Annotated in this window: 11 protein-coding genes and 1 pseudogene; 4 read left to right on the top strand and 8 right to left on the bottom strand. The window is 70.5% G+C overall.

Annotation, left to right across the window (positions count from 1 at the left end; genetic code table 11):
* Positions 1-33: 33 nt before the first annotated feature.
* The 4 genes from J7I94_RS27690 to J7I94_RS27675 form a co-directional block, all read right to left on the bottom strand.
* Positions 34-591, bottom strand: coding sequence for an ABATE domain-containing protein (locus J7I94_RS27690; RefSeq protein WP_215171219.1), 558 nt, complete (start codon positions 589-591; stop codon positions 34-36).
* Positions 592-627: 36 nt separating this feature from the next.
* Positions 628-1821 carry a MalY/PatB family protein gene (locus tag J7I94_RS27685; RefSeq protein ID WP_215171218.1) on the bottom strand — a complete coding sequence of 398 codons (1194 nt, stop codon included), beginning with the start codon at positions 1819-1821 and terminating at the stop codon, positions 628-630.
* Positions 1818-2294, bottom strand: a complete 477-nt coding sequence (locus J7I94_RS27680) for a DinB family protein (protein ID WP_215171217.1) — start codon at positions 2292-2294, stop codon at positions 1818-1820. The genes J7I94_RS27685 and J7I94_RS27680 overlap by 4 nt, the downstream gene beginning before the upstream one ends.
* A 139-nt stretch (positions 2295-2433) precedes the next feature.
* Complete coding sequence (locus J7I94_RS27675; RefSeq protein WP_215171216.1) at positions 2434-3351, bottom strand: alpha/beta fold hydrolase; 918 nt, start codon at positions 3349-3351, stop codon at positions 2434-2436.
* A gap of 188 nt (positions 3352-3539) precedes the next feature.
* Between J7I94_RS27675 and J7I94_RS27670 the strand changes: the two genes are divergently transcribed.
* On the top strand, positions 3540-4187 hold the full coding sequence (locus tag J7I94_RS27670) for a TetR/AcrR family transcriptional regulator (RefSeq protein ID WP_215171215.1): 648 nt from the start codon (positions 3540-3542) through the stop codon (positions 4185-4187).
* A gap of 134 nt (positions 4188-4321) precedes the next feature.
* Complete coding sequence (locus J7I94_RS27665; RefSeq protein WP_215171214.1) at positions 4322-5950, top strand: MFS transporter; 1629 nt, start codon at positions 4322-4324, stop codon at positions 5948-5950.
* Between the two features lie 114 nt (positions 5951-6064).
* Here J7I94_RS27665 and J7I94_RS27660 read toward each other — a convergent pair.
* A pseudogene (locus J7I94_RS27660) lies at positions 6065-6353 on the bottom strand (MarR family transcriptional regulator).
* A 79-nt stretch (positions 6354-6432) separates the two neighbouring features.
* On the opposite strand from J7I94_RS27660, the gene J7I94_RS27655 reads away from it, so the two are divergent.
* Positions 6433-6741 carry a GNAT family N-acetyltransferase gene (locus J7I94_RS27655; RefSeq protein ID WP_215171213.1) on the top strand — a complete coding sequence of 103 codons (309 nt, stop codon included), beginning with the start codon at positions 6433-6435 and terminating at the stop codon, positions 6739-6741.
* Between the two features lie 223 nt (positions 6742-6964).
* Here J7I94_RS27655 and J7I94_RS27650 read toward each other — a convergent pair whose 3' ends face one another.
* Positions 6965-7414 (bottom strand): hypothetical protein, encoded by a 450-nt coding sequence (locus J7I94_RS27650; RefSeq protein ID WP_215171210.1) that lies wholly within the window; start codon positions 7412-7414, stop codon positions 6965-6967.
* A gap of 54 nt (positions 7415-7468) precedes the next feature.
* Between J7I94_RS27650 and J7I94_RS27645 the strand changes: the two genes are divergently transcribed.
* Positions 7469-7657: a hypothetical protein gene (locus J7I94_RS27645; RefSeq protein ID WP_215171208.1), complete on the top strand. Its 189-nt coding sequence runs from the start codon at positions 7469-7471 to the stop codon at positions 7655-7657.
* A 423-nt stretch (positions 7658-8080) separates the two neighbouring features.
* Here J7I94_RS27645 and J7I94_RS27640 read toward each other — a convergent pair whose 3' ends face one another.
* Both J7I94_RS27640 and J7I94_RS27635 read right to left on the bottom strand, forming a co-directional pair.
* Positions 8081-8383, bottom strand: coding sequence for a hypothetical protein (locus tag J7I94_RS27640; protein WP_215171206.1), 303 nt, complete (start codon positions 8381-8383; stop codon positions 8081-8083).
* A 91-nt stretch (positions 8384-8474) separates the two neighbouring features.
* Positions 8475-10415: a DUF2075 domain-containing protein gene (locus J7I94_RS27635; protein WP_215171204.1), complete on the bottom strand. Its 1941-nt coding sequence runs from the start codon at positions 10413-10415 to the stop codon at positions 8475-8477.
* Between the last annotated feature and the right edge of the window lie 495 nt (positions 10416-10910).

Here is a 10910-nt window from a genome sequence, read left to right as displayed (position 1 = left end):
CGCGAACCGGTACCGCGGACCGACCCCGAACAGTCAGCCCGCCGTCTGCCGGCGCCTCCGATAGTTGGCCACCTTGTGCCGGTTGCCGCACTCGGCCATGCCGCACCAGCGCCGGTTGCCGGACCGCGACAGGTCCACGAAGAGACGGGTGCACTCCTCGTTGAGACACTCCCGCACGCGGGCGAAGTCGGCGCCGCCCAGCAGATCCACGGTGTCCCGGGCCACCGCGCCCAGCACCTCGTCGACGCCCCCGGTACGGGCGAGGCGACCGTCGTCGTCGAGCTGGTGCCTCGGCAGCGGCAGCCGGGCCGCCTCGTTCACCTCGGCGAGCGCCTCCCGTACCTCGCTGTCCGCGGCCGGTGTCAGCGGCCACGCGCGGACCAGGGCGTACACGGCCTCTCTGAGGCGGCCCGTCCTCGACAGCGCCCGTCCGTCCAGCGGACCGGGTGCGTCGAGCAGTCCGGCCTGCTGGATCCAGCGCCCCAGGTCGTCAGGCGAGCGCAGGAGTTCGATGCGCCGGCTCCGCCGCCACAGCAGGGTGCCCGCGAGGTCCAGGGACAGCCGCCCGCTGACAAAGACGAAGTCATCCACCCCCTCATGGTGCCAGGTGGCCCCCGGCACCCGCCGTCACCCCTCCCTCCCGCCCAGCGCCTCGACGACGCGGCCGAGAACCTCCTCCAGTACGTGCCGCGAAGTCGCGAAGTTCAGCCGGAGGAACCCGTCGGCGCCCGGCCCGAAGGGAGCGCCGCCGTCGAGCAGGACCCGGCCCTCCCTCAGGACCTTCTCCACCGGCGGCTCGTCCAGCCCGAGCGGCCGGGTGTCCAGCCACGCCAGGTACGTCGCCTCGGGCAGATGGTGGCGGACCAGGGGGAGTCGCTCGCGCACCACCTCGTGGACGCGCCGGCGATTGCGGTCCAGCACGGTCAGCAGCTCGCGCTGCCACGCGTCGCCGTGCTGCCACGCGGCGAGGGTGGCGACGACACCGAGCGGCGAGACGGTGCCGTACAGGTCGGGCGGCTGTGCGTCGCGCAGCGCGAGGAGGCGGTCGGGGCCGTAGTGCGTGACGGCACAGCGGATGGCCGCCAGGTTGAACGCCTTGGTCGCGGAGGTCAGGGTCACCGTGCGGCGCGCGGTGTCGCCGGACAGGCTCGCGAAGGGGATGTGCCGGTACGGGGCGTAGGTCAGCTCGGCGTGGATCTCGTCGCTGATGACGAGCAGGTCGTGCCGTCGCGCGATGGCCGCGATCTCGCCGAGTTCGTCCCGCGTCAGCACCCGGCCGGTGGGGTTGTGCGGGTTGACCAGGACCAGCGCGGTGCAGCCGGACCGCTTCACCGCGGTGTCCAGGGCGGCGAAGTCCATGCGCGGTCCGTCGTCCGTGTCTTCCATCGGGACGGGCACGATACGGCGGTTCATCGTCCGCAACGTCGCCAGGAACGGCGGGTAGTTGGGAACCTGCACCGCCACCGCGTCCCCGTCCGACGTCGCGAGGTGCAGGACGAGTTGCAGGCACTGGATCAGGTCGGTCTGCTCGCGCACCCGGTCCGCCGACGCGGCCCATCCGAACCGCTCGGCCATCCGCTCGGCGAAGGCCGTACGCAGCGGACTGCCGTCCGGCCAGTCCGGATAACCGAGATCGCGGCCGTCGACCGCCTCGCGCAGCGCGGCCACCACCGGCGGCGGCGTGGGGAAGTCCATGTCGGCCACCCAGGCCGGCAGCACGTCCCGCTCCGGGCGGTGCCACTTCACGCTGCCGCGAGCGCGCAGCCAGTCCATGCCGAGGTCGTCGAAGCCGGGCACCGCCCGAGCCGGCGCGAGCTTCATGCCAGGGCTCCCGTCCGCAGCAGATCGCGGGTGATCTGCACCTGTCCGTGATGCTGGGCCAGTTCCTCCAGGACGTGGAGCTGGACGCCCCCCACGCTCAGGGGACGCTCCGGGCCCTCGAAATCGGCGGGCGGTACGTTGCGCGGGGGCTGTGACGGCAGCGCCTCGCGGAGGTCCGCGTCCAGACGTACGAAGAGCGCGTCGACCTCCTCGCGCAGCTGTCGCGCGTTCCCCTTCGCCGTGAACTCGGAGGGCCGGTCACGATCGACCCTGCGCCCCGCGACCACGTGCCCCAGCCAGTAGTCGGCCACCGCGACGCAGTGGTGCGCGATGGCGTAGGGGGAGTTGGCGCCGGGCAGCGGCGGCGCGGTGTTGCCGAGATCGTCGCCCAGTCGCTCCAACTGCTCCAGCGCGCCGAGCAGGCCGTCGAAGGCGCGGCGAAGGAAGTACAGGTACTCGTCGTGATCGTGCACGGTTGCCTCCTCATCGGTGGAAGCATCAGCATCGTCACCACGGAGACACCGGTCAAGCAGGTGTTTTAAAGAAGGGGGAATGTTAATTATGAGGCATAAACGAGGACTGCGAAGATCCTCGGTGGGAATGTGTAACCATCTAGACTGGTGTCTCCTCCTGACGAGAACCGTGCCGTCCGTCGTGGTCAGGCGTGCTCCGCCAGAACTCACGCAGGGCCAGGGCGAGCGCCTCGGGTGCCTCTTCGGCGATGTGGTGTCCAGAGGTGATCGGGCCGCCGACCAGACGGCCGCCCGCCCAGTCGCGCCAGATGCTCAGCACGTCACCGTAGAGGCCGGTCATGTCGTCGCGGCCGGCCCACAGCACTTGCAGGGGGCAGCCGATGCGCCGGCGGGCCCGGCGGTCGGCGTCGTCGTGCTCCCGGTCGATGCCGAGTCCGGCCCGGTAGTCCTCGCACATGGCGTGCACGGTGGCCGGGTCGTGGATCGCGCGCCGATAGTCCTCGTACGCTTCAGCGCCCATCTGCTCGGGGGTGCCCTGGTACCAGGCATCGGGGTCGGCATCGATGACGCGCTCGGCGGGCTTGTCGGTCTGACCGAGGAAGAACCAGTGCCACCAGCTCGCGGCGAACGTCGCGTCGCAGCGCCGCAGTGCCTCCCCGATGGGAACGGCGTCCAGCACGCTGAGGGCGGACACGGCCCCCGGGTGGTCCAGGGCCAGCCGTGTGGCCACGTACGCGCCCCGGTCGTGCCCGACGACGGCGAACCGCTCGTGCCCGAGACGGCGCATGACCGCCAGACAGTCGCCGGCCATGGCGCGCTTGGAGTACGGACTGTGCCGCTCGTCGGTCGGCGGCTTGTCGGACGCGCCGTAACCCCGCAGGTCCGGGCAGACCACCGTATGACCGGCCGCGGCCAGCAGCGGTGCGACGCGGTGCCAGGTCGCGTGCGTGCGCGGATGGCCGTGCAGGAGCAGCACCGCCGGACCGCTGCCCCCATGGCGCACCCGCAGGTGAACGCCGTCTCCCTCGCACCGCGTCAACTCGAAGCCGTCGAACACGTAGCCTCCCGCGCCTCGGACACCGCGGCCCGTCTGCCCCGGAGCGCCCTTCGCACACGTCGATGCCTGGGGTGGCGGCGCGGGCGGCCGGCAGGAGCGGCGGGGGCGGGCCCCGTTTCCGCGCCGGGCCGTAGTACCCGTGCCAAAATGGGCATGCCGTCCGTTCCGCTGTCCATCGAGGTTTCCCTGTGCCCAAGCCGGTCGCCCGCGTTCCCCAGCGACGTAACGCGCGGTCCAACCGGGCGCGCATCCTGGCCACGGCGCGTCAGGAGCTGGGGCGCAACCCCGACATCACCCTCGAGGAGCTGGCGCGGGCGTCCGGTGTCGTGCGGCGCACCCTGTTCGGTCACTTCCCCGGCCGGGCGGCACTGCTGGAGGCGCTGGCCGAGGAGGCGACCGAGAGCCTGCGCGACGCGATGGCGGCCGGTGTGCGACCGGCGGAGCGTGCCGAACTGGCCCTCGCGTACTTCACGTTGTCGCTGTGGCCCGTGGGGGACCGCTACCGGATGCTCCTGGCGCTGGCCCGACGTGATCTGGGCGAAGAGCGTGTCGCCGAGATCCTGAGACCCGCGCGGGAAGAGATCGCGGCCATCCTGGAGCGCGGTCAGCGCGACGGTGTCTTTCACACGCATCTCCCGCCGGACGCGCTGAGTGCCGGCCTGGAGGCGGTCACGGTCGCGCTGCTCGAAGCCGTCAACAAGGGGACGCTGGAGGACGACGGCACCCGGTCCACCACCGCCTCGCTGATCGCGGCCGGTGTGCCGGACAAGCAGGCGCGCGCGGTGGTCGACGAGGCCGTCTCCCTGATGGCCGCGCAGACCGCGGCCGAGGACTGAGCCGAAGGGGCGTCGCCCCTTTATTGTCATGCTCATGACTTGAATCCAGGCGCAGCAACGCTATTTGCGCATCAATGTGCAAACAACTACGCTGCCCATAGATGTGCAAATAACGCGTCCCCTCGGGAGTCTCCGTGCCTCTGCTGGCCAATACACCTGTCGACAGGACGGCAGGGCCGTACCCACGGCGCTGGTGGGCGCTGGGCGTTCTGTGCCTGAGCCTGCTGATCGTGGTCATGGCCAATACGTCCCTGATCGTCGCCGCCCCCGACATGACCCGGGATCTGCGGCTGAGCAGCAGTGATCTGCAATGGGTGATCGACGGCTACACGGTTCCCTACGCCGCGCTGATGCTCGTACTCGGGGCGATCGGCGACAAGTACAGCCGTCGCGGCGCCCTGGTGACGGGCCTGGTGGTCTTCGCCGGCGGTTCCGTGCTGGGCAGCGTGGTCGACGAGACCGGGCTGGTCATCGTCGCCCGCGCGATCATGGGGGTGGGAGCCGCGGTCGTCATGCCCGCCACGCTCTCCCTGCTGGTGGCCATGTTCCCCAAGGGTGAGCGGGCCAAGGCCATCACCGCCTGGACCGCGACCTCCGGTCTCGCCATAGCCGTCGGCCCCGTCGTGGCCGGCTGGCTGCTGGAGCGGCACGCCTGGGGCTCGACCTTCCTGATCAACGTGCCCATCGCGGTGGCCGCCGTCATCGGCGCCTTCGCCCTCGTACCGCCGTCGAAGGCGGAGGGCATGGGCCGGATCGACTACGTGGGCGGTCTGCTGTCGATCGTCTCCGTCGGCACGCTCGTCTACGCCATCATCGAGGGCCCGCACTTCGGGTGGGGCACCGGCCCGGTCAGCGCGGCCGTGGTCGCGGGCGCCGGCTTCGTCGCCTTCACCCTGTGGGAGCTGCGGCACCCCCACCCGATGCTGGACGTACGGAAGTTCAGGCTGCGCGGCTTCAGCGGCTCGATGCTCGCCGTGCTGTTCTTCTTCTTCGGCACCTTCGGCTCGATCTACTACGCCACCCAGTTCCTGCAGTTCGTGCTCGGCTACGACGCGCTGGAGACCGGCGTCCGTCTGCTGCCGCTGGCCGGGGCCGTGTTCGCCGGCGCCGCGGCCACCGGGAAGCTGACCCCGAGGCTCGGGGTGAGGGCCGTGATCGTGCCCGGCATGGCGATCGGGACCGTGGCCGTGTTCCTGCTCACCCGGATCGACGAGGGCTCGACGTACGGCGACTTCCTGCCGTCGCTCCTGCTGCTGGGCTTCGCGATCGGCCTCAGCGTCTCCCCGGCCACCGACACGATCATGGACTCCTTCCCCGAGTCCGAGCTGGGCGTCGGCGGCGGCGCCAACGACACCTCGCTGGAACTGGGCGGTTCCCTCGGCATCGCCGTCCTCGGCTCCCTGCTGGCCACCGCGTACCAGGACAGGCTGAGTGACCTGGTCGGCGGCCGGCTGCCGGCCGCGGCACTGGAGGCGGCCCAGGACTCGGTGGGCAGCGGCCTGGCCGTCGCCGAGCAGGTGGCCGCCGACCCGGCCGGTGGCGCCCAGCAGGCCCGGACACTGGTGGGTGCCGTACACGAGGCGTTCGCCCACGGTGTCGCGCACACCAGCCTCATCGGCGGCATCATCATGGCCGCCGGAGCGATGATCGTCCTCGCGGTCCTGCCCGGCCGCCGGCCGCCTCGCGAGGAGACGGAGGAGATACCGGCGGCAGCCGCGGACGCGATGGACACCGGGTCGGGGCTGCACCGCGCCGGGCGGTAGGGGGACGGGCCTGGGCGTCTGGTGACCAGCCGGAAGGTGACGGTCAAGGGCAGCCTCGCTGAACTGGCGCAGGGCCGACCTCCCGTGGTTCAGGGAGCCGCGTCCGCCACCCGGTCAGTCCGGCTGCTTCTCCATGTGATCCAGGACGCGTTGGGAGATCCGGGCGAGTGCGTTGAGCTGGTTCGGGGTCAGGGCGTCGATGAACAGCCGGCGGACGTGCTCGACGTGCTGGGGCGCGGTCTCTTCGATCACCTTGTAGCCGGCCGGGGGGGCGACGACGAAGGCTCCGCATCCGCCCGCCGCCCCGTTCGGTGAGGCTGACGAGCACGATGTAGTCGGAGGCGGACAACCCGGAGTCGGCCTGGACGTGGCGGGACAGCCGTCCGATGAGCTTCTCCCGCATCAACCGGACGAGGTTAGGCTGCTGCCCTGGCTGGCAACGTCCCGTCAGATGAGCGGGCTCGGGCCCACGAGGAGGACACATGGCGGTCGAAGTGAGAGACGTGCCCGAGGCGAAGCGCTACGAGGCCCGCGTCGATGGAGAGTCCAAGGTGGCGGGCGTCGCGGAATACATCCGTACGACGGAACTCGTCGCGTTCGTGCACACCGAGGTCGAGGCGGAGTACGAGGGCAGGGGAGTCGGGTCCGCGCTGGTCCGCGTCGCCCTGGACGAGGCACGCGCCGCGAACCTGCGGGTGCTGGCCACCTGCCCCTTCTTCGCGGGCTGGATCAACCGGCACCCCGAGTACCAGGGCCTGCTGTACCAGTCCCGCAGCAAGGTCAGTGACTGAAGAGCCGAGCACGGAAGTGGCGGAGGCGGGTGTGAGCGGCGGATCCGGGCAGATCGGGCGACGTGGGGGTGGCGTCGTCGCGATGAGCACGGGTCCTGTTTCCGCGGTGAGGGCGGGGGCGCTTCCGGTCAGGCGAGGTTCTCGGTGAAGAACGCGTCGAGCCTGTCGAAGGGGATGAGGTCCTTGCGGTCGTACAGATCGACGTGGTTCGCGCCCGGGACGATCACGAGGCCGCGACGGTGTCGGGGGCCGTCGCCCGGACGCCCTCGGAGGAGTAGCGGGAGTGCGCGTCGGCGCCGGCCACCAGGAACGCCTTGCGGGGCACCAGCATGTCGATGTTCGTCATCAGCGGTAAGGCGAAGAACGACATCGGCGTGGTCGCGGTCCACGCGGTGGTGGAGTTGATCGAGCGCGGGTGGTAGCCGCGCTCGGTGCGGTAGTAGTCGAGGAACATCTTCGTGATCGGGTCGGCGTCCGCCGGGAGAGTCGTGGGCAGCACGCGGTTCGAGGGGGCGACGTCGCCGTTCTCGTCGAAGGGGACCTCGTGGGAGAGCCGCGCGTAGGTGCCGCTCTCGGCGTCGGTCCAGCGCTGCCGGCTGAGGTGGTCCACGACCTTCTGGCGCTGCTCAGGCGTGTAGTAGTCCTCGTGGCCGCGGGACATGCTGCGCGACATGTCGTACATCGAGGCCGTGGCGACCGCCTTGATGCGGCTGTCGGCGCCGCCGCGGTGAGCGTCGTACCGCTCACGCCGCAGATGGCCTGTGCGCCGATCCGCTCGCGGGTCGACGATCTTCTGCAGGCCGAGGAAGTCGACGGCGGCGCTGTAGTGCTCGTGGAGATGTCGGGCGAGGCCACGTCGCCTACGGTGCCGCCGCTCTCCCCGGTGAAGCAGGGGTCGAAGGCGGGAGCGGCGTAGCCGCGGCGGGCGAACTCGTTGGCGTAGAGCCCCGAGGACTGTCTCTTGACCACGCCGAACGGGCCGGTGACCACCAGGGCGGGCAGCTTGCCCCAGGCGTTCTTCGGCACGCAGAGATCCGTGGCGACCGCGATGCCGAACACGACCTCCAGCCGGGCCCGGACTGGCTTCCCCGCTTCATCACCCCGCCCGAAGAGGCGATGCGCGACAGGGTGAGGGAGTGGCTCCGGGCACATGGAGCCGACGACGACCTCGAGCGGCCCACAGAACTCTCGAGCCCGTCGGCCGGCTACGTGCGCACAACACGGCCGCACTCGACGCGCTCGTTCCGACGTTGACCCCCTTGGTGACCGCCTGGTGTCGCCGCCACGGTGTTCAGGTGCCTGCGGCGTGGCACGGGGCGGTGCTGATGGAATGCAGGAGTCACATCGACGGGACCGGGCTGGGCGACCTTTTGCTACTGAGCGAGAAGCACCTGCTCGACGCGGTGGAGCGTGCCCTGGGATGGCCCGACGGAATGCCGTACGTCACGGAACCCGCGGCACTGGGCCCAGCTGGCGCCTCGTCGAAGTTCTCCAGCAGCCGCTCCGTGACCACGTAGTCCCGCAGGGCGCGCTCGGCGCCCTCGGGGGTCGTCGCCTCCGAGAGCTGGAGGACGAAGTCAGACGTGGAGATGGACTCCCCGATATCGATGACATCGCGGAGCAGGGGCGGCTGTTGGGCCATGAACGATCACTTTCGACGGGCGGCTGCGCGGGCTCAATCGATCGTATGGCGTACCACTGACAGCGGATGACCACTTTTCGCACATGCCCGGCTACACGAGCGTGGGCGCCTGCACTCCGGACGCGGGACGGACGAGCGAGCGCAGTTTCTCCCGCGTCTCCGGGTCGGTCGAGTAGATGATCGTGCCGACCATGCCCCGCGTCAGCAGTACCTTGTACGTGTTGCGGATCAGCCGGTCGATCTCGCTGTCCGGTGTCGCCTTGGTGAAGATCGGGTCTTTCGACGCCGACCGGTCCACTACCCACCGGTCCGTCCGCCACACCAGGTCGGGACCGATGATGACGCCCGACCAGTCGTACTCGAAGCCCTGCGCGGTGTAGACGCAGCCGACCTGGCCGAAACCTTCCGGTTCGGTGGCCCACAGGGGCGCGGGCGGGGCTCCGAAGACGGACCGGTCGCCGTACACGTTCCACGGCCGTGCCCAGTCGCCGATGACGACGTCGCGGGGAAGCTCGGTCATCTCCGGTGTGATCTGGCGCGTCCACGTCCAGCAGTAACCGGCCGACATCCGCGCGCCATAGCCCTCCGCGCGCTTCGCGACGAGGAAGTCCTCCAGCTCCTGCGGGCTCTCGGCGGTCCGCAGCTCCAGTTTGCCGTCGGGCTCCCACGCGTGGGGCGTGCCGTCCTCCAGGCCGAGCAGGTCGACGACCCACTTCTCGTACGCGTCGCTGCCGCCGCACCGGAACTGGCCGTCCAGCTCGATCACCGTGCAGTCGAGCCCTTCCGCGGCGGCGGCCCGCTGGATCTCCTCCTTCGTTCCCATTTCGCCGGGCCGCACCACCTGGTGCTGGTCGAGCAGGAACACCGGCACCCTGGCCGCGTCGATGAGTTCCGAGACCTGCGGTCGGCCGGTGCGCAGCTCGGCCTTGGTGTAGCGGTTGGCGGAGGTCTTCCGCAGCCGGTGCGCCTCGTCGCAGATCAGCACGTCGAGGTCGTTCGGCTCCGCGTCCATGAAGCTGTTGAAGTACTTGAACAGTTGCTGCACTTCGCGCTTCTTGTGCCCGGCGACCTTGCGCATCGTCTTGGTGAAGGACGCCGACCCGGTGGCGTGCAGAGCGGTCTCCCCGCGCCGGTACACCTCGCCCAGCAGCGACATCGCGATGACGCTCTTGCCGGAGCCGGGACCGCCGGTCACCACGATGACCTTCTTGTGGTTGCCGCGCTTGGCCTTGCGTACGGCGGACATCACCATCTCGTAGGCGACCCGCTGCTCGGCGAGGAGCACGAACTGCTCGCGGTCGCGGATCTCTGCCGCGGCGACCGCCATCAGCTGTTTCGACGGCCGGATCCGGGCGTCCCTCAGCAGGTCGGCGGCTTCCGCGCCGGACTTGGCGGCCAGCCGGGATCGCAGGAAGTCCAGGAAGGCCCCGCGCTGGTCGGCCGTGTACATCCGGCCGTACTGGTCCTCCTCGACGCTCCGCAGCCCCGCGATCCTGGATTCGGTCGCGTTGTGCAGGAACGCCACCCCGGCCAGCGACCCGGGCATCCGTTCCAGGGCCGCGTTGAACGACAGCAGGTACTCGCAGTACCCCCGCACCTGTTCGATCGGGTTGAGGACGGGCTGCGGGTAGGCGTCGAGCCGGCACAGGAGAGGGTCGTCCTCGTCCGGGTGGGCTTCGCTCCACTGCTTCAACTCGACGACGATGTACGACGGCTGCCCCGTTGTCGGGTGCACGCCGGCCAGGACAGCGTCAGCGCGCTTGCTGGTGAGGGGCAGGCTGTACTCGATGACTACCTCGACCTCGCCGAGCCCGGCTTCCATGAGGGCGTTGACGAGAGCGGGGAGGCTGCGTTCCCAGGACCGTATCTCCGCCTGTGCGGCGTTCCGGCCGTGCAGGTGACGGAAGTTCTCGGTCAGGTGCAGCGCCAGCGACCCTTCGAGGATGCGGGTGGCCACGGACGTCGCGGACTCACGGAACAGCAAGGAAATGCCCCCAGGCAGCACGAAGAAGACTCGTGCGGGTGGGGGCATGTCCTGCGGTGTCCGCCGCGCGCCGCCGTGGAGCGGGTGCGATGGCGGATCAGGAAGCCCGTCGGGCCGCTGAGATGTTGTGTCGACATCCTAGGGGGTGTCCGCGAAGTCACGCCTGCCTCGCGACGCCTGGCACGCACTCTCGCCGCACCGGGCGAGCACCCGAGTACAACCAGTACGCGGGCGTCCGCCCGGCACTCCCCCAGCCTCCGGCCGGGGGACCCCCAGAGCACGCACCAGACGCCGCGAGGCCCGCCCTCCGGGCGGACGAACGCGACTTTGCGGACACCCCCTAGGCGAGCGCGGCGATCAAGAGGAGGGGGTTCCGTACGGGTTCGGCCACGTCCGGTGACGGACGGAACGGTCACTTGATGCTCTGACGGGAGCGGGCGTTGACCTCGGCGAGGAGGGAGCTCAGCAGCTCGTCGGGCTCAGTGTCCGGACGTGACGCGGGTCGGCGCCCACTCGCGGCCGCCGCCGAGCGGCCGTGGAGGG

This window comes from Streptomyces sp. ISL-12 (assembly GCF_018614415.1).
Classification (GTDB): Bacteria; Actinomycetota; Actinomycetes; order Streptomycetales; family Streptomycetaceae; genus Streptomyces.
The sequence above is the reverse complement of the archived record's forward strand: the minus strand, read 5'-3'. Positions and strand labels throughout refer to the sequence as shown.

Excerpts from the sequence above, each read along its gene's own strand:
- J7I94_RS27685 (WP_215171218.1), bottom strand. The coding sequence starts at position 1,821 with ATGAAGCTCGCGCCGGCTCGGGCGGTGCCCGGCTTCGACGACCTCGGC.
- J7I94_RS27655 (WP_215171213.1), top strand. The coding sequence starts at position 6,433 with ATGGCGGTCGAAGTGAGAGACGTGCCCGAGGCGAAGCGCTACGAGGCC.
- J7I94_RS27650 (WP_215171210.1), bottom strand. The coding sequence starts at position 7,414 with ATGTCGCGCAGCATGTCCCGCGGCCACGAGGACTACTACACGCCTGAG.
- J7I94_RS27640 (WP_215171206.1), bottom strand. The coding sequence starts at position 8,383 with ATGGCCCAACAGCCGCCCCTGCTCCGCGATGTCATCGATATCGGGGAG.
- J7I94_RS27635 (WP_215171204.1), bottom strand. The coding sequence starts at position 10,415 with ATGCCCCCACCCGCACGAGTCTTCTTCGTGCTGCCTGGGGGCATTTCC.